The organism is Okeania sp. SIO3B5 (assembly GCF_010692555.1).
Classification (GTDB): domain Bacteria; phylum Cyanobacteriota; class Cyanobacteriia; order Cyanobacteriales; family Microcoleaceae; genus Okeania.
In genome coordinates this window covers 12,032-38,111 of record NZ_JAAHHG010000049.1, presented here as the reverse complement: position 1 = coordinate 38,111, position 26,080 = coordinate 12,032, and the positions used below count along the sequence as shown (strand labels likewise).

Genomic DNA, 26,080 nt, shown 5'->3' with positions numbered 1-26,080 from the left:
CTATCTATTTTTGCTACAAATAATTAGGCTGTTTCAAGAACTCAGGTATGGGAGGCGTTGGTTGGGCGACTTACAGGAGGATCAAATCAGTAGAAATAGCCTATCATTGATTTATAGTCAAACCCTGTTTTTAGTCAAATCGACATTTCTAGGTAAAGCCTTTTAAGAAGGGAAATTATTCGTAGTATTCTTTTTTATATTTCATATTATAGCTAAAATTTATTGTCAAATGTCAAAATACGTAGTGCTATAACTTTGACTTTAACTAATATAAAAATAAAATTTCTTAGTGTGTTGTTTCAACGCATAGATGATTAGTATTGGAAAACAAAATAGCGATTTAAATTAGCAATAACTGAAGGTCAATTCAGTTATCAGTTAGCCTCCTGTCAGAGGAACTGCTTTATCAGTACTTTCTGCAATAGGGAAGCTTTGAAGAAGCATAATTTTCTTTTTTATTCCCTTCAAAGGGGGAGCTTGAGACCTGCTCTTTTTTGTCAAATTTATGTTCGACTTTACCAGTAATATCATGTCCGGTTGAACAGTTATAAATAAACTACTCATAATTCTGAATTCAGAATTATGAATTCAGAAGGGAAGAAAGAAGAAAAGAAGGAGAAAGTTTTTTTATCACTAATTATCCGGACATGATATAACAACATGGGTGCATCTCAATGCGTGAATAAAGCCAAAAAATTATCGCTCTTAGGGAACAGGGAATAGGGAATAGGAAAAAAGTATTTTTGCAAATATGAAATGCACCCAACAACATTGCCTTTACTGTACTTACTAAAATTATCATTATTAAGCAAAATATCTTAATTTTAAGCTCCTAGAGATAAATTTAGGAACATACTTTTTACTTTTACATTACATTAAAGGAGGAGTCAATTTTATTTAAATAAATAACTTGCTAAAAATATCTATTTCCTATAAAAATATTTTTGTAAAATAACTTGTTAAAATTGATATAATACCTTATATAATTATAGATTTTTGATACCTAGATTAGAAAAATTTTGTCTGTGTATAACTTTAATGTTTATTTTTTTTAGCAATTTTTTTTTATAAAAGATTACTATTTACTTTTGATTTTTGCCCGAAAAAAAGTAATTTATCTTAGTACATTTTCCGAAATTTATAAACTTATAATTGTTGTTTTTAAGTTTTTGTTAATTGACAAATTATTCTCTACTAAAAGTAACTCAGATAATCCTTTTGGTCTAAAAGCCCTATGAGCTTTCTCCACTTTTTACGTCACTTTAATTCTGCCACATTACGAGAGGTTTTAAACCACTCCAATAGGCAGCGATTTTTAAACTTATTAACTCCAATTGCTAAACGTGGTTATGGCATGATATTGACGATATTAAAAACAATCGTCAAGCATATACTGAAGCGAATTATTCGTTTTTTTCAGTTCATCCTCCATCTAAACTTTAATACTATTAAACAAGTATGTATTTGTGCTGGTAAAAGCAGATTATCAGGCTTATCAGCGGAGATGGCCTATAATGCTATGTTAGCTTTATTTCCGGGATTATTAACAATAATTTCAGCAATTGGATTATTTGAATCTTTGCGCTCGCCTCTATTACAAATGGGTAGTTTACTAACAGATATAGTACCTAATCAAGTGCGATTTTTAATTAGCAGTGCTGTTGATGAAATTCTGAGAACCCCCAATAGACAAATATTTTCTTTCAGTTTTATTGGCTCAATATGGATATTTTCTAGCGTATTGACTTCTGCTATGGCAGCTCTTGACGAAATTCATCAAGTTCCTATTGAGAAAAAACGACCTTTTTGGAAAGCAAAGTTAGTTTCTTTAGGGCTAACTATTGGAACTCTCATACTATTAATTATTGCCTCTGGATTAGTATTAGTTAGTGACTTAATTGTAGACATGATTGCTCGGCAAAGTTGCTTACTAGAAACTGTACCAAATTGTCCGCCAGACCAGGTTGCTAGTTGTTTATTTCAAGAACCAGTTGATAATTGTGTTTTGAAGTCACAATTATTAGAAACTTGGGGTCAATTAAGATGGCCTATTACTTTAGGAATAGTTTCTACAGCTTTTGCTTTTGTTTATCGTTTTGGTCCGAGTATTAGACGAAAAGGTACACCTATTATGCCTGGTGCAGTTATATCAGCATTAATGTGGGCAGGAGCTTCTAATTTATTTCGTTTATACGTTTTTCATTTTGGTAACTATAACCGAACTTATGGAACTATTGGTACTTTTATTATTTTATTGTTGTGGTTATATATTAGTTCATTGGTGGTATTAATTGGGGCACAATTAAATGTAACAGTAGGGGAAGCAATGGCACAGGTTCATGAAGTCAAAGGAGTAGGGGAGTAGGGGAGTAGGGGAGTAGGGGAGTAGGGGAGAATTTTTTTAACTATGCGCTAAAAATGCGCTCCATGCATGAGCATGAAGAGCTGAAAACCATGTACTTTTTCAATACCTAAAAAGGCTAAAAGCTTTATCTGGCAATTATTTGATATTTATTCAGCAAACCCTAATTATTTAGTAAGTTATAGAAGTATGAGAAAAAAGGGCAAAAAAGTCTGAATTAATGTGGTCGTTGTAAAAGGCTAATTACACCAGTTGTTATGGATAAAAAAATTAGAAACAAAAGCACTCCTCCTGGTAAAAATGCCAGAATTTTTAAGCCTCTGAGGAGCCATATTAATAGAGTTATAATTGTGAGAATGCTACAAATGTAAGAAAATTGAGGAATTGGAAAATTGGAATTTTTACTCATGGAGTTTGGTTAATATCTATAATGGATTTAATTATCAAAAATATTGTTACTATTTTAGTAAACATTTCCTGCGGAATGCTGCGCAAACAGCTTTTAGACGTAATAACTAACTTTAGTAAGTTAGTGACATTTTTCTTGACTGCGGAGTGCTACGCAAACATAATTTTGAATTCTCCTTCTAAGATAATAAGTTAATAGCTGAATGCTGACTGCTGTTTGCGTTTGCGTAGCATCCCGTAGGGAAGCATTCCGTAGGAAATGCTTACCTATTTTAGCTTAAGACCTATATAACCAATGATGATTTTTCCAGGTCCTAATTCTTCAGAAAAATAAAGTCGCCAAGCACCAGGAGTCATGCGGAGATGCCAACTAAAAAGACGTTCTTTTCCACCAGGACATTTAATAGTTAATTGTTGTCTACACTGTTGAATTCTTGAGTCACTTTCTGGGGTAGTTTTGTTAGGGAGAAGATTTTTATTAAAAGCTCCGGTTTTCCAAGTTTTACAGTATTGTTCTAGTTCAAATAATCGTTTCTTTACTTGTTGCAAAATGTTGTTGCCAGTGTTTAGGTTTTGTAACTGTTGCTCTACTTGTTCACAGAAGATTAAATTCGGAAAAAATTCTTGTCTATTTTTCCATAGTGTTTCTCCATCAACTTGCCTATCAAATAATTTATTTTCGATGCGGTTTTTAATCCATTCAGTATGTTGTTTTACATGACTACTTCGACTAGCATGAACAATTTTTTCCGAGTAGTCAGTTAACCGTTCATTTTTGTCTATTTCTGTTACCTGAAGTTCCAAAAAATCTGTATTCCATTGGGGTTCGGATAATAAACTAACCGCAAGAGAATCACTAATTAAAGCTAAACGAAGCCCTTCTGCTAATTTTCCTTGATGCCAAACTTCAGACAAGTCAAATTTACTTTTAATCTCTTCAGTAACATCACTCCAAAGAGGAACTTTAGTAATAAGAGAACGAAAAAATCTACGCTCCTCTCTATCTACTTCCCGGTCGTTGCGCCAACTTGCTATAGGATAATTAGGAGTAAGTTCTATATAGTTAAGGTCTCTGTCAGTCCGAAGTATTTTTACTCCTAATTTCTTTGCTTGGATTAAAGTTTGAATTAATTCTGACATTAATTTTCGTGCTGTGGAAATATCAGCAACAGGAGTCTCTAGGGAAAGTTCATTCAGCACCATTTCTAAATCCATTTTTTACTCTTCCCTGGGTTCTAAAAGTGCTTCTAAACTATTATCCCATTCATCAAAAAAACCTTCTGGCCATTTATCTATTCGTCCGTTCCGGTCGATCTGGGGCGATATTACTTCAGTGATAAATTCTGTTCCTTGTTTTCGGCGGTCAAAATAGTGTAATTGAACTTTTTCTGGGTCAAGTTTTCCTCTATAAACTGTTAATCTAATTCCGTTTAAAACATGGTCGCTATGAGTTTCAACTACAATTTGTACTCCACAACTAGCAGCAAGAGCTAATAATTCTCCCATTTTTGCTTGACCTTTTGGATGAAGATGTGCTTCCGGATTTTCTATTAGAATTAAACTGCCTGGAGGAGATGAAAGAACTGCAACAATAATTGGTAAAGTGTAGCTAATTCCAAATCCGACATTAGTAGAACGATAAGGATTACTATCTCCATAAGAATATTGAAGACTGATTAAATCTATATCTTGTTTAGGGTTTATTTTTAGGCGTGTACCAGGACTAATTTCTCCCATCCAAGCTTCAACTTGCTCTCTTAAAATTAGGGATTCTTCTTGTGGATGTCCTAAGCTACGATTTGGTATGGTTTGATTTTCATTAATAAACAAAAAGTGTGCTGTATATTCACCTTTTGCTCCGAATTGTTGGAGTTTTTGTACTTGGAAATCTGACATTTGAGAAAATAAACGCGGACCTAAACGTTCAGCTTGAAGATAATGGAATTTTTGATTAAAAAGACTAAGTTTATAGATATCAGAAGTAACTGGTGGTGAGGCAAGATTTAGAACATCTTTTTCTCGGTCGCAGGAGAAATTCCAGATTCCTTGTTTATCATTTCGCCAAACAATTTTAAAACTAATAAAATCATCTTTTGCCCCTTCAAATAGTGCATCTTGAGCAGTACCAATACAGACTAAATCGCCGTTAAGGGCTAAACCTTGATTTTCTAATAGTCCTTGTTGATAAGATTGACGCATTAACAGTAGTGCTTGTAAGACAGAAGATTTGCCAGTGCTATTTAGACCAGAAAGTAAAGTTAATGGTTTAAAAGATAGAAATTGATTGGCAAAAGGTTTAAAGTTTTTTAGATGTACTGAGCTAATCATTTATAACTTCCTTGATTATTTTTTCAATAGTTTCAAAACGATATTCTATCTTATCTTGAGCTTGAGATATAGACTTGAAAAATTCTTTGTCTTTGTCTACATATTTGGCAAATTGATTTATTAAGTCTTGCTTCCGCATTTTAAGTTTTTGAATTTCTTGACTATTAAGCTGACTAATATGAAATGACCAGGTTTCAAACAAAGCTTTATTGACTGGGAATTTCCTTTGTTTCGGTTTTTTAGGTTTCCGAAAAGCTTCATCGCCAAATATTTCTTGACAAACAATCATAGTACTTTTGAATTTCTTACCAAGTTGTTGGATTTTAGAATCAGATAAATCATTAATTTTTTTCATGGCATTATCTAAAAATTCTTCTCTGCCATACTTTGCATAATCTTTATAAGAATCAGATGTTAGCATCACTGCTAAAGCACCTAGTACAAATTCTCGATCATCCATACGTTTGATTCGTGATTCACCAAGTTGAATAACATCAGTAAATTTTGGAGATTTAGCGAGGTCAACTAATAATTTTAGGACTTTACCAGGATTAAGAGCATGACGTATTTCTTGAGGAGTTAAACGTTCTCCTGCTGTATTAATACGTTTAAAAATATTGTACTTAACTTTAGCTGGTGTACCCGGTGCAATTAGATAAACTGTAACCTGGGTTTCTTCAATACGACGTTGATATTTACGGTCTAATTCTTGATAGGTTTTACCATTAAGTTCATCCAGATATTCTAAACCTGTTAACTGTAAATTATTACCAACGAATTTTTTTAAAGCTGAAAGTCTTTGCAAACCATCTACTACTAACCAGTTATCTTCATCAGTACCATCAATATAAAAAGCTGGTAAAGGAATTCTAATAATAATTGATTCAATCAATCGACTTTTAACCTCATCATTCCATATATCAGAATGACGCTGAAAATCTGGAGCTAAATCAAGAGCTTTTTCATTTATTCTTCTTACTAATTGTTCAATTGTAGGTTCCCTAGTAATAATATTAATTTTCTCAGGGTCGTAAGTTAAATTATCTTTTTCATAAACTTCCTCATCCCCGTTTTCTTCTGCTTGATATTTATTTGAGTTTTTTTGACTGACCATAAATTTGACTTTTTTATTTTAATCTTTATTATATCATCCGAGATTAAACCAGATTTAGAACTTTTATTTAGAATTGACAACTGCGAGAAAGAAGTATAATATCAAATACTAATCCTTAATTTTAGCTATTTATATTTAGCTCAATTATCAATCTATAGATATTAGCGATAACTCAAACATCAACAAATTTAATTTTTCTCAAAATATCATGGTCAAATCTCAGTCAATTTCCCGAGTTATTCCTATAATACTAATTTTTATTCTTATCAAAGTTTAAAGAATTGAGTGTGAGGTTTTTCACAAGAGTGTTATTGATATTTGCCTCAATTATCAACCTATAGATATTAGCAATTTATCAACAATCAATCAATTGAACCTCTCTGAAAATTTGATGTGTAAATCTCAATCAATTTCCCGAATTATTCCCATAATACTAATTTCAACTCTCACTAAAATTTCAAGAACAGAATTTTAGCTTTTTGACTATATCCCTATTTCTATTTGCCTAAATTATCAATTTATGGATATTAGCAATTTATCAACAATCAATCAATTGAACCTCTCTGAAAATTTGATGTGTAAATCTCAATCAATTTCCCGAATTATTCCCATAATACTAATTTCAACTCTCACTAAAATTTCAAGAACAGAATTTTAGCTTTTTGACTATATCCCTGTTTCTATTTGCCTAAATTATCAATTTATGAATATTAGCAATTTATCAACAATCAATAAATTGAACCTCTCTGAAAATTTGATGTGTAAATCTCAATCAATTTCCCGAATTATTCCCATAATACTAATTTCAACTCTCACTAAAATTTCAAGAACGGAATTTTAGCTTTTTGACTATATCCCTGTTTCTATTTGCCTAAATTATCAATTTATGGATATAGGCGATCGCTTCACTAATCAACAAATTTAACCTCTCTCAAAATCTCATGTCTAAATCTTAATCAATTTCTCGAATTATTCCCATAATACTAATTTCAACTCTCACTAAATTTCCAGGATTGAATTTGAGGTCTTTCACGAGAGTGCTATTAATATTTGCCTCAATTATAAATTTATGGATATTAGCAATTTATCAACAATCAACAAATTTAACCTCTCTCAAAATCTCATGTGTAAATCTCAATCAATTTCCCGAATTATTCCCATAATACTAATTTCAACTCTCACTAAAATTTCAAGAACGGAATTTTAGCTTTTTGACTATATCTCTATTTCTATTTATCTCAATTATAAATTTATGGATATTAGCAATTTATCAACAATCAACAAATTTAACCTCTCTCAAAATCTTATGATTAAATCAACATCAATTTGCCGAACTATCGACATAATCCTAATTTCAATTATCGCGAAAAATTTAGATAATTTAATCTTATAATCTGAGCGATCGCTAAATCACAAATAATTTCAATATCTATCAAAATTTCATGGTTAAATCAAAATCAATTTACCGAACCATCGCCCTAACACTAATTGCAATTTTCACCACAATTACATTAGTATTAGCCTCTAATCAAATTAGCAAAACCACACAACAAACAGAAATTCGTGGCGTTTGGATAACTAATATTGATAGTGATGTTTTATTTTCTAGTTCAGGCACAAAATCAGCGATAAATCGTTTAGCAAAACTAAACTTCAACACACTCTATCCTACTGTTTGGCAAGGTGGTTATACTCTATATCCTAGTCAAGTAGCTCAACAAGTATTTGGCAAATCTTTAGACCCAACTCCTGGTTTACAAGGGCGAGATTTTTTACAAGAAATTATTACCGAAGGGCATCAAAAAGGCTTAACAATTATTCCTTGGTTTGAATTTGGTTTCATGGCACCAGCAGATTCAGAATTAGCAAAATTACATCCTAATTGGTTAACTAAACGACTGAATGGAACTACTATTAAAATGGAAGGAGAAGATGCTAGAGTTTGGCTTAATCCTTTTCATCCAGAAGTACAACAATTTATTTTGGATTTAATCCTGGAAATTGTTACTAAATACGATATAGATGGCATTCAATTTGATGACCATTTTGGCTTACCTGCCGAATTTGGTTATGACGATTTTACAGTTAAATTATATGAAAAAGAACTTCCTGGTTTATCCCCTTCTAAAAATTATCAAGAAACTTTTTGGGTGCGTTGGCGAGCGGATAAAATTAATAACTTTATGGAGCGGGTTTCTGAAGAAATAAAAGCGATAAAACCAGACTGTATTATTTCTGTATCTCCTAATCCTTTCCATTTTGCTTTACCTGCTTATTTGCAAGACTGGTTTACTTGGGAAAGAGAAGAGTTGATTGATGAAATTGTTTTACAGGTTTATCGTTCAGATATGAAACGTTTTATTAATGAGTTGGAACGAACAGAGGTTAAATTAGCTAGAAAGCATATTCCTTTTGCTATTGGAATTTTGACTGGTTTGAGAAATAATTCTACTCCGATAACGACAATTGAAGAACAAGTAGAAGCAGTGCGGAATAGAAATTTTGCGGGAGTATCGTTCTTTTTCTATGAAAGTTTATGGAAGTGGGGAAAGGAGTCAGAAAATATCAGAAATGAAGCTTTGGAAAAAATATTTCAGGGAAAGATTTCAAGACCACATATCTCTAGTTCAAAGAAATAAGGAAAATCATTGATATCGTAATTTTTTTCCTGTCAAATAAATAGTAGAAGGGAAAAGCTAGAAATTTTTCTGACTTGGGCAAAGGGAAGAGACTAGAAGTGGTAAATTTTTTCCTCTCAAATAAATAGTAGAGGGGAAAAGCTAGAAATTTTTCCGACTTTGGTGAGGGAAGAGACTAAAAATGGCAATTTTTCCCTCTCAGATAAACACTAGAGTCGAAAAGATAGAAATTTTCTCTAACTTTCTCCTAGACACAGAACTCAAGGAAGCAAATTTTTTCCTCTCCAGTAAATACTAGAGGGTAAAAGCTAGAAATTTTTTCTGACTTTGGTAAAGGGAGAGACTAGAAGTGGCAATTTTTTCCTCTCAAATAAATAGTAGAGGGTAAAAGCTAGAAATTTTTCCGACTTTGGTGAGGGAAGAGACTAAAAGTGGTAAATTTTTCCCTCTCAGGTAAACACTAGAGTCGAAAAGATAGAAATTTTCTCTAACTTTCTCCTAGAGAAAGAACTCAAGGAAGCAAATTTTTTCCTCTCCAGTAAATACTAGAGGGTAAAAGCTAGAAATTTTTTCTGACTTTGGTAAAGGGAGAGACTAGAAATGGTAAATTTTTTCCTCTCAAATAAATAGTAGCGGGTAAAAGCTAGAAATTTTTCCGACTTTGGTGAGGGAAGAGACTAAAAGTGGTAAATTTTTCCCTCTCAGGTAAACACTAGAGTCGAAAAGATAGAAATTTTCTCTAACTTTCTCCTAGAGAAAGAACTCAAGGAAGCAAATTTTTTCCTCTCCAGTAAATACTAGAGGGTAAAAGCTAGAAATTTTTTCTGACTTTGGTAAAGGGAGAGACTAGAAATGGTAAATTTTTTCCTCTCAAATAAATAGTAGCGGGTAAAAGCTAGCAATTTTTCCGACTTGGACAAAGGAAGAGACTAAAAGTGGTAAATTTTTCCCTCTCAGGTAAACACTAGAGTCGAAAAGATAGAAATTTTCTCTAACTTTCTCCTAGATACAGAACTCCAGGAAGCAAATTTTTTCCTTTCAGATAAATAGTAGAGGGTAAAAGCTCGAAATTTTTCCGACTTTGGTGAGGGAAGAGACTAGAAGTGGTAAATTTTTCCCTCTCAGGTAAACACTAGAGTCGAAAAGATAGAAATTTTCTCTAACTTTCTCCTAGACACAGAACTCAAGGAAGCAAATTTTTTCCTCTCCAGTAAATAGTAGAGGGTAAAAGCTCGAAATTTTTCTGACTTGGGCAAAGGGAGAGACTAGAAGTGGTAAATTTTTCCCTCTCAGGTAAACACTAGAGTCGAAAAGATAGAAATTTTCTCTAACTTTCTCCTAGACACAGAACTCCAGCAAGCAAATTTTTCCTTTCAGATAAAAACTAAGGTCGAAAAGATAGAAATTTTCTCTAACTTTCTCCTAGACACAGAACTCCAGCAAGCAAATTTTTTCCTCTCCAGTAAATAGTAGAGGGTAAAAGCTCGAAATTTTTCCGACTTGGGCAAAGGAAGAGACTAAAAGTGGTAAATTTTTCCCTCTCAGGTAAACACTAGAGTCGAAAAGATAGAAATTTTCTCTAACTTTCTCCTAGACACAGAACTCCAGCAAGCAAATTTTTTCCTCTCCAGTAAATAGTAGAGGGTAAAAGCTCGAAATTTTTTCTGACTTGGGGGAGGGAAGAGACTAGAAATGGTAAATTTTTTCCTCTCAAATAAATAGTAGAGGGTAAAAGCTCGAAATTTTTCCGACTTGGGCAAAGGAAGAGACTAAAAGTGGCAATTTTTTCCCTCTCAGGTAAACACTAGAGTCGAAAAGATAGAAATTTTCTCTAACTTTCTCCTAGACACAGAACTCCAGCAAGCAAATTTTTTCCTCTCAGATAAATAGTAGAAGGGAAAAGGTAGGAATTTTTTCTGACTTGGGTGAGGAAAGAGACTAGAAATGGCAATTTTTTTATTGTGGCAAAACAACTAATATCTATTAATTTAACACCCTAATTTCATAAACTTTAAATCCTGCTCCTCTAGGTAAAGGTCTGCCATCCATTCCCATTGGATAAGACTCATAAGCACTTTTTGGTTGATATGGTTTACTCTCAACATATTCTCCCTTTATTTCCACTTTTTTCCCGACATATTCGGCAAAACTTTCAAAAGCGATCGCTTCTGAAGCACGCAGAATTACACCTTCTTCAGCAGAACGTTTTTCTATTTCTAAATATCCTATATCTAAGACATAATAATTACTATCTCCTGCTATCCAATACTCAGCACTTTTACTCCAAGTTTTTTCAATAACTATACCTGTTAAATATATTAGAGAATTACTTTTTTGAACTCCCATATTTATAGATGGAGTTTGAGATAGTTGAGATTTAGTAAATAGATAACCGCTCATGCCACTCATAACTCCCACAAATATTGATAATACTATCGAGAATATTCTCCAAGTTGTCAAATTTACTTCTATCATTTCCATCTCTAATTTAAAAATTAATTTAATTGTTATTACATTTAATCTACAGTGTTCGCAACAAAAATTCCGGGAGTTAAAGTGCTTATAGTTTGGTCTAAGTATTAATAGATAATACCGCTTTGAAAAAAAATGCTATAAAACAATACAGTTTAGTTAAGATTTTTTTTAAGTAAGGAAGAAGGAAGGTAGATGAGTCTATAGCTCAATACAGTTAACTTAAGGATTTTTTCTGGTAGTTCTGTAATATTAAAAGCTATCCTAATTGTTCCATACTTTATGGTTTTTTGTCCTATATGAACCGTATTGAGCTATAAAAAGTGAATCTTGATCGCAGATGCTTAAAAAGAGCAGCTCTAATTCATTTTAGACAGCTATCGCTATTATTTTTTCCCTTTTTTTCAATATTTACTCCTTATCTCCTAGATAACTAAATTTTTCTTCCTTATCTCCTAGATAACTAAATTTTTCTTCCTTCTTCCTTCTTCTTTATTCCTTCTTCCTTGGTATAAAAAAGAAAGTTTATGGTAAAATTATAAGGATTTTTCAAAAATACAAATATATGCACCGAATAGCAGCTACTCCTGGTGGTTGGAACCCTCAAGCAGAAGGGGTAATTTTTATCGAACAAACTCCCGCACCAATAATCTTTTTAACTGCAGCAGATACGGATATTCAAACATTAGCAGCAGCAGTTAATAAACTACCTTCAGATTTTCCATCAGTGAGAGTTGCTAATTTACTTCACTTACAACAACAGTTAACTATTGATACTTATGCTGATGATATTTTATCTAAGGCAAAAGTAATTATTGTTCGACTTTTAGGGGGGCGATCCTATTGGTCTTATGGTTTGGAAGTCTTGCTAGAAGTGATAGAAAAAGAAGGGGTAAAACTAATAGTAATTCCTGGAGATGACCGCCCAGATCCAGATTTAATTAGTCATTCTAATGTTTCAATTTCTCTAGTTAATCAATTCTGGCAATATTTAATAGAAGGTGGGGTAGATAATTTTGTTAATGGTCTCAAGTTTATCGCTAATATTTGTATGAAAAAAAGTTATGATTTTGCCTTACCTATACCAGTGCCACGAGTCGGAATTTATCCTTTGCAAAAAGAAGAACAAAGTACAAAGGCAAAAGTTGGAATATTATTCTATCGCGCTCATTATTTGTCTGGAAATGTTGCTCCTATAGATGCTCTTTGCCAAGCTTTAATAGAACAAAATTTAGAACCTGTGCCAGTCTTTGTTTCTTCTCCTAGAGATGTAGAAGTACAGGGAGAAATACTGGCATATTTTCAACCTGAAAATGCTGAAGCAATTCAATTATTGTTAAACACAACCAGTTTTGCTGTCTCTGTTGTGACTGAAGAAGGAAGAAGGAAGAAGGAAGAAGGAAGAAGGAAGAAGGAAGAAGGAAGAAGGAAAAAGAATTCTCAACACTGTTTAGACGGCGGGGTATTAAACCCAAAAGAAAAAGATAATCAAGATTCAGAATTAGAAAATTTGTCTTTTCCTCCCTTGTTAAGAAATGGGAAAAATTTAGACATTCCAGTTTTACAAGTAATTTTTAGTGGTGGAAATTTTGAGCAGTGGGAAAGTCAATTTCAAGGTCTTTCGCCACGGGATGTGGCGATGAATATTGCCCTACCAGAAGTAGATGGAAATATTATTAGTCGGGCAATTTCTTTTAAGGCAGTTCAAACTTGGAATTCCGATTTAGAAACAGATGTAGTGAGTTATTTTCCGGTTCAAGATAGGATTGAATTTGTGTCAGAATTGGCTGCTAATTGGATAAAGTTACGACAAACTCCAGTATCTCAACGTCGCATCGCATTAATATTAGCAAATTATCCTAATCGTGACGGTCGTCTTGCTAATGGAGTTGGGTTAGATACTCCTGCTAGTTGTGTAGAAATTCTTCAAGCTTTAGAAGGAGCTGGTTATTATTTGGAAAGTATTCCGGCAACGGGGGATGAGTTAATTAAATGTCTGACTTCTGGAGTAACAAATGATTTGGAAAGTCGTGAATTACGTCCTGTTTTCCAGTCTTTATCCTTAGCAGAATTTGAAACATATTTTGCTAGTTTGCCAGAAGTTGTAAGGGAAAAAATTATTCAGAGATGGGTGCCAGACAAGGATTTTGCCACAGATGTACGGATTCATTCCACTATATTTTCACCATCTTTTTTTAAATCTTTTTCTAGTGATTTTTCAGAGTTTCAGAAAGAAAATGATGGAGATTTTCACACAGTCGCAGACAGGGATTTTGCCACGGCACACACGGATTTTGCCACGGCACACACGGATTTTGCCACGGATGTACGGATTAATTCCACTATAGTTCCTCTATCTTTTTCCCAAGATTTTTCTAGTGATTTTTCAGAATTTCAGAAAGATAATGAAGTAAAAGAAATTGAGAATTTTCCAATTCCAGGAATTCAGTTAGGAAATATTTTTGTAGGTATTCAACCTTCGCGGGGTTACGATATTGACCCCAGTTTAAATTATCATGCTCCAGATTTAGAACCAACTCCTGATTATTTAGCTTTTTATTATTGGTTGAGAGAAAAATTTAAAATAGATGCAATTATTCATGTGGGAAAACATGGAAATTTAGAATGGTTGCCTGGTAAAAGTGTCGGTTTATCTCAAGAATGTTTTCCAGAAATAGCTCTCGGTGCTTTGCCACATTTTTATCCATTTATTGTTAATGATCCAGGAGAAGGTTCTCAAGCTAAACGGAGGTCTCAAGCTGTAATTATTGACCATTTAACTCCACCTATGACTCGTGCTGAAATTTATGGAGCTTTGCAGGAATTAGAAACTTTAATTGATGAATATTATGAGGCACAAAATTTAGACCCTTCTCGGTTATCTGTGATTAGGGAGCGCATAGTTAATTTGATAGAAAAAGAAGGTTTAGATAAGGATTTATCAAATGAAGGATGGCAAGACACAGATTTTGCCACAGATGCAGGGATTAATTCTACTATTATTCCTCTATCTTTTCCTGAATCTAATTCTACTAATTTTTCAGAAGAAATAGAAGAGGTAACTTCCGACTCCTGCTATTCCGAAAAAGACTCAGCAAACAAGGATTTTGCCACAGATGTACGGATTAATTCTACTGATTTTTCAGAAGAAACAGAAGAGGTAACTTCCGACTTCTGCTATTCCGAAAAAGACTCAGCAAACAAGGATTTTGCCTCGGATATACGGATTAATTCTACTGATTTTTCAGAAGAAATAGAAGAGGTAACTTCCGACTTCTGCTATTCCGAAAAAGACTCAGCAAACAAGGATTTTGCCTCGGATATACGGATTAATTCTACTGATTTTTCAGAAGAAATAGAAGAGGTAACTTCCGACTTCTGCTATTCCGAAAAAGACTCAGCAAACAAGGATTTTGCCTCGGATATACCGATTAATTCTACTGATTTTTCAGAAGAAATAGAAGAGGTAACTTCCGACTTCTGCTATTCCGAAAAAGACTCAGAAAACAAGGATTTTGCCACAGATGTACGGATTAATTCTACTGATTTTTCAGAAGAAACAGAAGAGGTAACTTCCGACTTCTGCTATTCCGAAAAAGACTCAGCAAACAAGGATTTTGCCACAGATGTACCGATTAATTCTACTAATTTTTCAGAAGAAACAGAAGAGGTAACTTCCGACTCCTGCTATTCCGAAAAAGACTCAGCAAACAAGGATTTTGCCACAGATGTACCGATTAATTCTACTAATTTTTCAGAAGAAACAGAAGAGGTAACTTCCGACTCCTGCTATTCCGAAAAAGACTCAGCAAACAAGGATTTTGCCACAGATGTACGGATTAATTCTACTGATTTTTCAGAATTTGAGGAGGCAGACACGGATTTTGCCACGGATGTACGGATTAATTCCACAAACGATGAAAATACTAAATTTTCTAAACTAATTACTAATATAGATGGTTATCTTTGCGAATTAAAAGAAGCACAAATTCGCGATGGTTTACATATATTTGGGCAATGTCCTCAAGGTCAACAACTACGAGATTTAATTATAGCGATCGCTCGTCATCCTAGTACTACTCGTTTGGGTTTAACTCGCGCTTTAGCTGAAGATTTAGGTTTAGATTTTAACCCTCTCACAGATAACTTTTCTACAATTATTAATCAGAGCTTAGTTATAGATGGAAAATCTTGTCGTACCTTGGGTGATGCTGTGGAGTTACTGGAAGAAAAAGCAGCTAATTTAGTGGAAAATTTAATTAATCAAAATCCGATCGACTCTCCCTTCCCACAGACAAATAAAGAATTAGAATGGATTCGTCAAAAACTTTTACCTTCTCTGCAAAAAACTAACCAAGAAATTACCAATTTATTAATAGGATTAGATGGCAAATATATCCCCAGTGGTTCATCTGGAGCTCCTACAAGAGGTAGACCAGATGTTTTACCCACAGGTCGGAATTTTTACTCTGTAGATATTCGCGCCATTCCTACAGAAACTGCTTGGAGAATAGGGCAATTAGCAGCAGAAAATTTAATTGAAAGATACACTCAAGAAAATGGTGAATATCCTCAAACTTTAGGGTTATCAGTATGGGGAACTTCTACCATGCGAACTGGTGGAGATGATATTGCTGAAGCACTTGCTTTATTAGGAGTAAAACCTGTTTGGGATAGACCTTCTCGAAGAGTTATCGACTTTGAAATTTTGCCAGTTTCAATATTAGGAAGACCCCGTGTGGATGTAACTTTAAGAATTTCTGGTTTCTTTCGAGATGCTTTTCCTAATATTATCGATTTATTCGACCAAGCTGTTATTGCTGTGGCTAATTTAGATGAGTCTCCAACAGAAAATCCTTTAGCTGCTCAAGTCAAAAAAGAAGTCAAATATTGGCAAGAATTAGGGTTAACTGAAATTCAGGCAAAAGCACGTTCTCAATATAGAATATTTGGTTCTAAACCTGGAGCTTATGGTGCGGGTTTACAGGGTTTAATCGAATCTCAAAATTGGCAAGATGACCAAGATTTAGCCAGAGCTTATATTAATTGGAGTAGCTATGCTTATACAGGGATTAATAATAGTTATAACCAGGAAGCTAGAGCGATAAATTCTCCCGAAGCATTTTCCCAACGTCTCCAACAAATGCAAATAGTTTTGCATAATCAAGACAATAGAGAACATGATTTATTAGACTCTGATGATTATTATCAATTCCAGGGAGGAATGACAGTAGCAATTCGTGCTTTAACAGGCAAAAATCCTGATACTTATTTTGGCGATAATTCTATGCCAGAAAATCCTAAAGTTCGACAATTAAAAGAACAAATTGCTAGGGTTTATCGTTCCAGAGTTGTTAATCCTAAATGGATAGCTGGAGTAATGCGTCATGGTTATAAAGGAGCCTTTGAAATGGCAGCCACAATAGATTATTTATTCGCCTATGATGCTACAGCAAAATGTGTCGAAGATTTTATGTATCAAGGTGTAGCTGAAGCTTATATTTTTGATGAGAATGTACAATCATTTATTCAAGCAAAAAATCCTTGGGCATTACGGGATATGGCAGAAAGATTATTAGAAGCAAATCAACGAGGTTTATGGCAGTCAGTTAATCAAAAAACCTTGGATAAATTGCAGGCGATCGCTCTAGAAGCAGAAGGAATAATTGAGAATTTAGAATTCAGAATTTAGAATTCAGAGGGTGCATCTCAATGCAAGAATAAAGCCAAAAAGTTATTGCTTTTAGGGAACAGGGAACAGGGAACAGGGAATATATAGGAAAAAAGTATTTTTGCTTGCTATGAGATGTACCCAATTCAGAATTGAAAATTGAGAAGTAATTTGTACCCACAAATAGTTAAAAATTTTATGAGAAAGTAAAGTCAGATTTTGTCATTGTTACCAAACCTGAACATTCAAAAAAAACTGAGATAAATTACAAGCGATCGCTCTAGAAACAGAAGGGATAATTGAGGCTAATGCTTAATAAAAAAAACCTCATCCTAATCAGGTGAGCAAATATTCAAAATTATCAACTCATCTCACAAACAGATATACAGAAGTTTTCTAGTCTTATACCAAATCCGGTTTTCAAAACCACGTTATTATGTTTAGCAAATTTTATTTATCAAGGAGTAGTAGAAGCTGATATTTTTGATGAATATTTTCAGTCATTTATTCAAACCAAAAATTCTTGGGCATTGCGCGATATGGCAGAAAGACTATTAGAAGTAAATCAACGAAATTTATGGCAGTCAGCTAATCAAAAAACCTTAGATAAATTACAGGCGATTGCTCTCGAAGCAGAAGGGATAATTGAGGCTAATACTTAATGAAAGTATACTTGATATTACACCCTCACAACTATAACTTGTGTAGAGTAGCCGATGATATATCACTACACCTATAAGACTACCCATAAAAATTACCCATAGAAATAATCTGCTGTATTACCGTATGGTTTATTTGGAGAGTCATCGTAAGAGAATGCAAGTATCAATTTTGAACCGTTTTTTATAGGAACCCTATGCAAATTTTTATCTCCCCGGATGAGGTATCCATCACATTCTTCTCAAAAGAACTTTAATATAGATTTGCTATGTTCCGACTCAGAGACAAGAATCTAAAGTTGAACTCTAAATTCCAGTTGCCAATAACTTTTCCATAAAAACTGATAGTGGATCGGGCTTATATTCGCCAAAAGGGAGAGTAAATTTATAGCCCAAGGATTTGTAGAAGGATATGGCTTCTTCTTGATAAATTCCTGTTTCTAGCTTCGCTATTAATATTTCATTGTTGACTAAATGTTCCTCTAAAGTTTTCATAATTGCTTTTGCTACACCTTTTCCACGGTAATCAGGCAAAACATAAACTCTTTTAACTTCTCCATAATTTTCTATAATTTTTACTGCTCCACAGGCTATTGGATTAGGATTATCTTCAAAGAAAGCAGAAACAAAATATACATTATCTTGTACTAGAGTCTCTACAGAATCTAGGTGATTGCTTTCTGCAGGATATAAAGATGATTGGTATTCATCAAGTTCTTGAATTAGCTGAAACACTTTTTCATTTCTTGGGTTTGATTTTACGATTATCATTTCCCTCGATATTAGTGGACAAGTTGTTGAAATACAGCTTGATTAACATAGCTATATCATTCTGCCAATGGCAAGCTATTTTCTAATTATTAAACCTCTATTTAGGGTTTGCTGAAAAAGTCTTATAGGCGAGGGTAGGAGACAGGATACAACCCACCCCTCACCCCTCCCAGGAGGGGAAGACAGGAGACAGGAGTTAGGGGTACTTAGAGGAGGTAGGAGTAAGAATTGTAAGAATAATTTTTCTGCCCAACTATGCGCCTAAAATACGCTCCATGCATGAGGGTTTTAGACTGAAAACTAGACACTTTTTTCGACCATAAAAAAGCTAAAATATTTATCTGTAAATACTTTTATATTTAATCAGCAAGCCCTATTTAAATCTAATCTATAACTCTTGTAAAATAGGCATTAATTTTTCATTCAATGCTTTATATCCTGCCCGATTAAGATGAAGAAAATCTCTACTATATTCTTCCCTAACTTTTCCTTGTTCATTTGCCAAAATCGCTTTTGTATCGAAAATTATCACATCCTTGTTTTCCAAAGAATAAATAAAATCATCCACTTCCTTAATAGCTAACTCTACATCCGGCGACCAAAAAAATTTTCTCTCAAGTGGCACTTCAGCAATGGGAAAAATTGTTGTCAGAATAACAACTGCACCAAGCTGACGAGATTGCCTGACAATTTCTTTGATATTTGATTTACACTCAGAAATAATTATCTCTTTATTCTCAGGAAATATTGGAATTCTGTATAAATCATTGACACCAACTTGAACTATCACAATATCCGCAGATAAAGGTTTTAGATGTTGATTCAATCTTCCTAAAACTTGCGCTGTAGTTTGCCCAGAAATTCCCCGATTAACAAAATTAAAATCATCAAAACCTTTAGGTGAATTCCAACCACGGGCACGAGAGTCTCCAAAAAAAATTATATTCTTTTGTTGGAAATTTCCAGTCTCTTCAGGATTAGGATCGACAGGATAATAATTTATGGCAAGTGGATTTAATTGCAGGGAATTTAATTGTAAATAAAATTTTCTGCTTCTGTTAAAAAAGAGGAAGTTAAGCCGTAGTGAAACTAATATAATTATTGATAAACAGATAATTATTATTTTGGTTTTATTCATAATCTAAAATTCCTCAAACTTTAAGTGAAATTAATAATACTAACAAGTAGTCATATCCTAAGCATTTCCTAATGCTTACGTCATATCAAACAATAAGACTGATTTTACCTAGAAAAAAACAGACGTAAGCATTCAGCTATTAGCAGTCAGCTCGAGGGCAATAAAAATGAATGAACCAAGTATTTGCTTAACTTCTACTACATTTTTGAAGAAAGAATTGAAGCACAAGAACAAGGAGCTTAAATTGTCCACTAAAGGTAATAAAGCTGTTTGCGCAGCATGACCTAGGAATAGCTGACCGCATCCGGCGATAAAGGTTTGATATGTTGATTGAAACGCCCTAAAACTTGTACTGTGGTTTGACCGCTAATTCCCTGATTCAAAAAAATAAAATTATCAAAATCTGTTGGTGGAACCCAAGTTAAAACACGAGAATCTCCAAAAAATACAACATTCTTTTGAGAAGAATTTAGAGTCTGATTTTGATTAACATTAAGAGGATAATAATTGATACCGAATGGGTCTAGTTTATGATAATTTAATAGTAAATAATATTTTTTAGCAAAATAAAATAATAGGAAATTCAGTGGTACAGAGACTAATAAAATTATTGATAAAAAAATAATTATTAGTTGGTTCTTGTGCATAATTCAAAAACGCTAAAATCAAATAAAGCATTCAGCTATCAGCATTCAGCTATCAGCTATTAGTTATTAAATCATTATCTTGGAAAGAAGAATTAGTACCTAGGGAGAGTTAAAAGTTATAAAAAAAAGGGTCATCAGTTAACCTTAGTAGTTGTTTGATTCTTTAAAAAGCTATTTGCGTAGCATTCGGCAGGAAAAGCTGAATGCTTATAAACTAAATACTGGGGTAAAAGAATATATAGCCTGGCAAGTTAGCGATCGCCAATTTGACTGGTTTGCACTAGAGGGGGGAAATTATACTTCACTTACTCCCGATAATAACATAATTAAGAGTCGAGTATTTCCTGGATTATGGTTAGCAGTCTCAGCACTTTTAGCAGGAGATATGGCAGAAGTTCTCAAAACTCTACAGACTGGGTTAGCTTCTCCTGAACATCAAAATTTTCAACTTTAAATATTCTCAACAGACTTTCCTGTATTCATTTTCACTCAATTAATAAAAAAATCCCGATCAATAAAGCGTAGCTATGAATCTAAATATTAGTTCTATTTTTTACATAAAAAAAGGTTGTACCTCTACCGTACAACCCTTTCTTTTTTAGATTTTTAAATTGTGTTCATTTAATTATTGCTTTTACACTTCTGAATTAACTGGGAGATGGGGTTCTCCTGTTCAATTTTCAGTTTAAGCTCAGAAAGATTCACATCAATTGAGCTACCTGCCATTAACATAGTTAATAGGGTAAGTAATAACCCAAAAATAGATTTATTGTATTTTCTAGGATCTTCTTGGTTTTGATTCAAGATTATATTCTCCTTAGTTCTATAGTTTACTTAATCCTTCTCAGTATTGACTATTCAGTCACCCACGTTTACTAACTAGGGTGTAAAGAATCCGGATTATTTTCTATAAAACAGAAAGTATTTTTAACCTTAATAATCTAATAACATAAATAATACTATAAATAAAATTCTGATCAGGAAAATAATAAAAGATAACCAAGAATTAATCTATCTTCAATCGAAGTCTGGCCTGCTGAAAATGCCTGACAAGAAAAATCAGATGAATATTGGCCGAAACAAAAAGAATTTATAGAAGAACAAAGATATGCAATGTCACAAAAACTAATACTCAAAGCAATAAAATCCGCAAGAGAACGCCACCTCTACATCGTTGGCATCTATTCCAGAAAATAAATAATTTTATTTGAACTATTAGACTTGTCAAAAAATTAAAAAGAAAATCAATTATTGTCCATAAATTATCAGCTATTACCCCTATTCCCTGTTCCCTCTTTTATGGAGATGTCTATTGCATAGAATTATAAGTAAAAGTCACTCACATTTTTTCTACCTTTTTCCTAAAAATATCTTCCCTGTTACCTGTTGCCTACTCTGACAAAAACTCTATATCTTTTTCTCCAGATGTTTAATTATAGTAAAGTTAAGTTTGACATTAATCATAATAGAGTGCTTTTTTCATGGCTAAAGGATTAGAACGCAGGAAATTTTTAATTTATAGTTCGGCTGCTCTAGGTACGAGTATTTTTCTCAAAGCTTGTGGTGGTGCTAATAACACTAACACTACATCTGGGACTGACACAATTAAAGTGGGTATTCTCCATTCCCTCAGTGGCACAATGGCAATTAGTGAAACTACGGTTGTTGAAGCGGAAAAGTTAGCTATTGAGGAAATAAATGCTGCTGGTGGTGTATTAGGTAAGCAAATAGAGGCGATTGAGGAGGATGGTGCTTCTGACTGGCCTACTTTTGCTGAAAAGGCTAATAAACTTATTGAGCAAGACCAGGTAGTTACTGTTTTTGGTTGTTGGACTTCTGCTTCTCGGAAGTCTGTTTTGCCTGTTTTTGAATCTAAGAATCATATGCTTTGGTATCCGGTGCAATATGAGGGCCAAGAATGCTCGAAAAATATTTTTTATACGGGTGCTGCTCCTAATCAACAAATTGAACCTGCTGTAGATTGGTTGTTGGAAAATAAGGGAAAGGAATTTTTCTTGGTTGGTTCTGATTATGTTTTTCCTCGGACTGCAAATACGATTATTAAGGAGCAGTTAAAGGCTAAGGGTGGTGCTACTGTTGGTGAAGATTATTTACCTTTAGGAAATACGGAAGTTACTCCGATTATTACTAAGATTAAACAGGCTTTACCTAATGGTGGAGTGATTTTTAATAGTCTTAATGGTGATAGTAATGTTGCTTTTTTTAAACAGTTGAAGGGTGCTGGTATTACTCCGGAACAATATCCGGTTATGTCGGTGAGTATTGCTGAGGAAGAAGTTAGACAAATTGGTAAGGAGTTTCTTGTAGGTCATTATGCTGCTTGGAATTATTTCCAAACTGTTGAGACAGAGGCTAATAAAAAATGGGTGGCAGATTTTAAGGCAAAATATGGTGCAGACCGAGTAACAAATGACCCGATGGAAGCTGCTTATATTATGGTTTATCTTTGGAAACAAGCAGTGGAAAAAGCTGGTACTGCTGATGATTTAGATGCGGTAAGGATGGCGGCTATCGGACAAACTTTTGATGCTCCTGAGGGTTTGGTTACTATGAATGCTAATCATCATATTTCTAAGACTGTGAGAATAGGTGAAGTTCGTGATGATGGTTTGTTTAATATAGTTTGGTCTACTGAGGGAGCTATTAAACCTATACCTTGGAATCAATTTGTTCCAGCAACTAAGGGGTTTGCTTGTGACTGGAGTGACCCTAATAAGGGTGGTAAATACAAGATATAATAAGCAGGGCTATTTCATTCTCGATAGACACGGGGACATGGGGACGCGGGGACACGGGGACACGGAGACGCGGAGACATGGAGACACGGAGACGCGGAGACACGGGGACACGGGGACGCGGAGACACGGAGACACGGAGACATGGGGATGGAGGCTTTTGATTTATGATTAAAAGTTGACTTTCCACTCAAAGAAGTAGAACTGCCCATAACTATCTCCTCATCAGGCTTTGAGAGAAATTCAAAAAATTAGAATGAAACAGCCCTGATATAATAAGTCCTCGGCTAGAAGTCAGAAATTAGAATAGAATTTTGTACGAGTGGTGGATAAATATATAGGTTTAATTTTTCTATAAAATCTCTGATTTTGTGTGCTGTAATTAGTTGGTTTAAATAGCTCACTAATTATAGCGCTTTCTCGGATGGTAATTTCAGTTATCAGTTATCAGTACCTCTGCAATAAGGAAGCTTGAACTTGGCGAATATGCTCTTTTTTTAATTCCTTATAAAAGGGGAAGTTTTAGACCACAATTTTTCGGTAAAGCGAAGTAGAATATTAATTATTTACTCTATTCCCTACTCTTTGTTAAGTGTTAGTTCAACAATTAATAATTAACTATTACCTTTCCTGAAAAGGGATATGATTGACTAAAAAGATTTTTTCTTTTTGCAAAGCGGTAGCTTGTAGGGCAGTCAAGGAGAGGTTTTAAATTTTAATTCTTCGCTAAAAGTCCTAAAAATTTCTACTTTCTCAACTTGAAAATTCCTTTAATTCTAATTTATGACTATTAAATTTATTCTTCCTTCTTCTTTCTTTCTGATTATGGAGTAATTATCAACAAGAATAGAAAAAAAGGAAAACTGGGAATTTCTGTTTAGAGGTAGTTCTGTTTCATCCGATCACTGACCTATCTCTATCATTATTTACCTTGATTTATTGTTCCTTTTTTCCTATTCCTGATTCTGGAGTAATTATCAAAAAGAATGAAAAAAAAGGAAAGCTGGAAATTTCTGCCTAGAGATGGCTCCGTTTTATCCGAAAACTGACCTTTCTCTTGATCATTATTTCCCTTGATTTATTGTTCCTGATTCTGGAGTAATTATCAAAAAGAACGGAAAAAAATAAAGGCTGGAAATTTCTGCCTAGAGGTGGCTCCGTTTTATCTGATAACTGACCTTCTCTATCATGATTTCCCGATTTTTTTTATTCCTAATTCTGGAGTAATTATCAAAAAGAACGGAAAAAAAGAAAAGCTGGAAATTTCTGCCTAGAGGTGACTCCATTTTATCTAATAACTGACTAATCTCTTGTCATTATTTCCCTTCTTCCCTCTTCCTTCTTCCCTCTTCCTTCTTCCTTCTTCCTTAGTATAATGCAAGAATTATTAATCGCTATATTTAATGGTATAAGTATTGGTTCAGTTTTATTAATTGTCGCTCTAGGATTAGCTATTATTTTTGGATTAATGGGAGTAATTAACTTAGCTCATGGTGAATTAATGATGTTAGGTGCTTATACTACTTTCGTGGTTCAAAATATTTGTAATGGCATGGGTGAACCTATTTCTAATATTTATATTTTTTTCGCCATTCCTATTGCCTTTATAGTTGTAGCGATCGCTGGTTTAATTTTAGAAAAAGGGGTGATACGTTTTCTCTATGGCAGACCTTTAGAAACTCTATTAGCAACTTGGGGTGTTAGTCTGATTTTGCGTCAATTTGTCCGCAGTGTAAATGGGGTATTAATTATCGGGATAACAGTTTTTTGTCTGTTTTATTTTGGCAGTCTTTACTTCCTCAAAAAACGTCGCTCTGATTGGGAAAGAATTAAAAATTTAGCAATAGCAATTATTTGTTTTCTGTCTTTAGCGATCGCTACTACTTTGGGATTTTTATTGAGAAGTCCTGGATTAACAAAACCTTGGTTTAGTTCTAGAAATGTTGATGTTACTGCTCCTGTTTGGTTACAGGGTGGATTACCTATTGGTGAGTTTCAATTACCTTATTCTCGGATTTTTATTATTATATTGACTGCTATAAGTTTGCTAGGTATTTACTTGTTTTTGAATAAATCAAATTGGGGTTTAAGAATTAAAGCTGTTACTCAAAATAGAAGTATGAGTGCTTGTTTGGGTATCTCAACAGACTTGGTTGATGCTATTACATTCTCTTTGGGTTCGGGGTTAGCTGGAGTTGCTGGTTGTGCAATTACATTATTAGGTTCAGTCGGTCCGAATACAGGGCAAAATTATATAGTAGATGCTTTTATGGTTGTGGTAGTTGGTGGGGTAGGTAATTTATTTGGTACTGTTATTGCTGCTATGGGAATTGGCATTACAAATTATTTGATTGGTTCAGGAACTATCGTTTTAATTTTGGGAAATACAGGAAGTCTAAAATTTTTGACTGATTTATTCAATTTTTTGGCAACTACTAGCATGGCAAAAGTAACAGTATTTGCTTTAATTATTGTCTTTTTACAAGTTAAACCAGCAGGTATATTTCCGCAAAAAGGTCGAGGAGTGGAGTTATAAAGTCAAAAGTTAAAAGTCAAAAGTTAAAAGTTAACAGTAATCTCTAAATATCAATGCCAAACTGGTAAGAAAAAATGATGAAATTTTCCTTCTATTGCTTCTATTGCTTATAGAGCAATAATTAATTCATTGTCTGAAGCACCGTAACTTCAGAGATGGATAGTGAAAATTTCCTTCTATTAGGTATAGAGCAATAATCAATTCATTGTCTGAAGCACCATAACTTCAGAGATGGATAGTGAAAATTTCCTTCTATTGCGTATAGAGCAATAATCAATTCATTTGCTGAAGCACCATAACTTCAGAGATGGATAGTGAAAATTTCCTTCTATTGAGTATAGAGCAATAATTATTCATTGTCTGAAGCACCGTAACTTCAGAGATGGATAGTGAAAATTTCCTTCTATTGAGTATAGAGCAATAATTATTCATTGTCTGAAGCACCGTAACTTCAGAGATGGATAGTGAAAATTTCCTTCTATTAGGTATAGAGCAATAATTAATTCATTTCCTGAAGCACCGTAACTTCAGAGATGGGTAGTGAGAATTTCCTTCTATTAGGTATAGAGCAATAATTAA

Annotated in this window: 15 protein-coding genes; 7 read left to right on the top strand and 8 right to left on the bottom strand. The window is 33.7% G+C overall.

Annotation, left to right across the window (positions count from 1 at the left end):
• The first annotated feature begins 1,234 nt into the window (after nt 1-1,234).
• Complete coding sequence (locus tag F6K54_RS09660) at nt 1,235-2,365, top strand: YihY/virulence factor BrkB family protein (protein WP_293076881.1); 1,131 nt, start codon at nt 1,235-1,237, stop codon at nt 2,363-2,365.
• Nucleotides 2,366-3,037: 672 nt separating this feature from the next.
• On the opposite strand, the gene F6K54_RS09655 is transcribed toward F6K54_RS09660, so the two are convergent.
• From F6K54_RS09655 to F6K54_RS09645, 3 genes are read right to left on the bottom strand one after another with little or no spacing between them, the layout of a single operon-like run.
• Nucleotides 3,038-3,985: a hypothetical protein gene (locus F6K54_RS09655; RefSeq protein WP_293076880.1), complete on the bottom strand. Its 948-nt coding sequence runs from the start codon at nt 3,983-3,985 to the stop codon at nt 3,038-3,040.
• A 3-nt stretch (nt 3,986-3,988) separates the two neighbouring features.
• Nucleotides 3,989-5,098 (bottom strand): DUF3696 domain-containing protein, encoded by a 1,110-nt coding sequence (locus F6K54_RS09650; protein ID WP_293076878.1) that lies wholly within the window; start codon nt 5,096-5,098, stop codon nt 3,989-3,991.
• Entirely contained in the window at nt 5,091-6,212 is a 1,122-nt protein-coding gene (locus F6K54_RS09645; RefSeq protein WP_293076876.1) for a DUF262 domain-containing protein, read from the bottom strand. Before F6K54_RS09645 ends, F6K54_RS09650 begins: the two co-directional genes overlap by 8 nt.
• 1,442 nt (nt 6,213-7,654) lie before the next feature.
• Here F6K54_RS09645 and F6K54_RS09640 point away from each other — a divergent pair.
• Nucleotides 7,655-8,851: a glycoside hydrolase family 10 protein gene (locus F6K54_RS09640; RefSeq protein ID WP_293076874.1), complete on the top strand. Its 1,197-nt coding sequence runs from the start codon at nt 7,655-7,657 to the stop codon at nt 8,849-8,851.
• A gap of 1,983 nt (nt 8,852-10,834) precedes the next feature.
• Here the strand turns inward: F6K54_RS09640 and F6K54_RS09635 are convergent.
• Nucleotides 10,835-11,332 (bottom strand): hypothetical protein, encoded by a 498-nt coding sequence (locus tag F6K54_RS09635; RefSeq protein ID WP_293076872.1) that lies wholly within the window; start codon nt 11,330-11,332, stop codon nt 10,835-10,837.
• Nucleotides 11,333-11,888: 556 nt separating this feature from the next.
• Here F6K54_RS09635 and cobN point away from each other — a divergent pair.
• A complete protein-coding gene (cobN, locus tag F6K54_RS09630; protein WP_293076870.1) occupies nt 11,889-17,015 on the top strand; it encodes a cobaltochelatase subunit CobN in 5,127 nt (1,708 codons plus the stop codon).
• Nucleotides 17,016-17,344: 329 nt separating this feature from the next.
• Nucleotides 17,345-17,656 carry a cobaltochelatase subunit CobN gene (locus F6K54_RS09625; RefSeq protein ID WP_366558089.1) on the top strand — a complete coding sequence of 104 codons (312 nt, stop codon included), beginning with the start codon at nt 17,345-17,347 and terminating at the stop codon, nt 17,654-17,656.
• Nucleotides 17,657-17,959: 303 nt separating this feature from the next.
• Here F6K54_RS09625 and F6K54_RS09620 read toward each other — a convergent pair whose 3' ends face one another.
• From F6K54_RS09620 to F6K54_RS09610, 3 genes are all read right to left on the bottom strand, one after another.
• Nucleotides 17,960-18,424, bottom strand: coding sequence for a GNAT family N-acetyltransferase (locus F6K54_RS09620; RefSeq protein ID WP_293076868.1), 465 nt, complete (start codon nt 18,422-18,424; stop codon nt 17,960-17,962).
• A gap of 388 nt (nt 18,425-18,812) precedes the next feature.
• Complete coding sequence (locus F6K54_RS09615; protein ID WP_293076866.1) at nt 18,813-19,562, bottom strand: GDSL-type esterase/lipase family protein; 750 nt, start codon at nt 19,560-19,562, stop codon at nt 18,813-18,815.
• A gap of 284 nt (nt 19,563-19,846) precedes the next feature.
• Nucleotides 19,847-20,209, bottom strand: coding sequence for a hypothetical protein (locus F6K54_RS09610; RefSeq protein ID WP_293076864.1), 363 nt, complete (start codon nt 20,207-20,209; stop codon nt 19,847-19,849).
• Nucleotides 20,210-20,360: 151 nt separating this feature from the next.
• On the opposite strand from F6K54_RS09610, the gene F6K54_RS09605 reads away from it, so the two are divergent.
• Nucleotides 20,361-20,663, top strand: coding sequence for a Uma2 family endonuclease (locus F6K54_RS09605; protein ID WP_293076863.1), 303 nt, complete (start codon nt 20,361-20,363; stop codon nt 20,661-20,663).
• 167 nt (nt 20,664-20,830) lie between these two features.
• On the opposite strand, the gene F6K54_RS09600 is transcribed toward F6K54_RS09605, so the two are convergent.
• Nucleotides 20,831-21,013 (bottom strand): hypothetical protein, encoded by a 183-nt coding sequence (locus F6K54_RS09600; RefSeq protein WP_293076861.1) that lies wholly within the window; start codon nt 21,011-21,013, stop codon nt 20,831-20,833.
• A 677-nt stretch (nt 21,014-21,690) separates the two neighbouring features.
• Between F6K54_RS09600 and urtA the strand changes: the two genes are divergently transcribed.
• Entirely contained in the window at nt 21,691-22,968 is a 1,278-nt protein-coding gene (gene urtA, locus F6K54_RS09595; protein ID WP_293076859.1) for an urea ABC transporter substrate-binding protein, read from the top strand.
• 1,372 nt (nt 22,969-24,340) lie between these two features.
• Entirely contained in the window at nt 24,341-25,501 is a 1,161-nt protein-coding gene (locus F6K54_RS09590; protein ID WP_293076857.1) for a branched-chain amino acid ABC transporter permease, read from the top strand.
• Nucleotides 25,502-26,080: the final 579 nt, after the last annotated feature.

What these genes read in the sequence shown, in the direction of transcription:
- F6K54_RS09640 (WP_293076874.1), top strand. Translation starts at nt 7,655, where the DNA reads ATGGTTAAATCAAAATCAATTTACCGAACCATCGCCCTAACACTAATT.
- urtA (WP_293076859.1), top strand. Translation starts at nt 21,691, where the DNA reads ATGGCTAAAGGATTAGAACGCAGGAAATTTTTAATTTATAGTTCGGCT.
- cobN (WP_293076870.1), top strand. Translation starts at nt 11,889, where the DNA reads ATGCACCGAATAGCAGCTACTCCTGGTGGTTGGAACCCTCAAGCAGAA.
- F6K54_RS09620 (WP_293076868.1), bottom strand. Translation starts at nt 18,424, where the DNA reads ATGATAATCGTAAAATCAAACCCAAGAAATGAAAAAGTGTTTCAGCTA.
- F6K54_RS09610 (WP_293076864.1), bottom strand. Translation starts at nt 20,209, where the DNA reads ATGCACAAGAACCAACTAATAATTATTTTTTTATCAATAATTTTATTA.
- F6K54_RS09590 (WP_293076857.1), top strand. Translation starts at nt 24,341, where the DNA reads ATGCAAGAATTATTAATCGCTATATTTAATGGTATAAGTATTGGTTCA.
- F6K54_RS09660 (WP_293076881.1), top strand. Translation starts at nt 1,235, where the DNA reads ATGAGCTTTCTCCACTTTTTACGTCACTTTAATTCTGCCACATTACGA.
- F6K54_RS09655 (WP_293076880.1), bottom strand. Translation starts at nt 3,985, where the DNA reads ATGGATTTAGAAATGGTGCTGAATGAACTTTCCCTAGAGACTCCTGTT.
- F6K54_RS09650 (WP_293076878.1), bottom strand. Translation starts at nt 5,098, where the DNA reads ATGATTAGCTCAGTACATCTAAAAAACTTTAAACCTTTTGCCAATCAA.
- F6K54_RS09645 (WP_293076876.1), bottom strand. Translation starts at nt 6,212, where the DNA reads ATGGTCAGTCAAAAAAACTCAAATAAATATCAAGCAGAAGAAAACGGG.
- F6K54_RS09615 (WP_293076866.1), bottom strand. Translation starts at nt 19,562, where the DNA reads ATGAATAAAACCAAAATAATAATTATCTGTTTATCAATAATTATATTA.
- F6K54_RS09635 (WP_293076872.1), bottom strand. Translation starts at nt 11,332, where the DNA reads ATGGAAATGATAGAAGTAAATTTGACAACTTGGAGAATATTCTCGATA.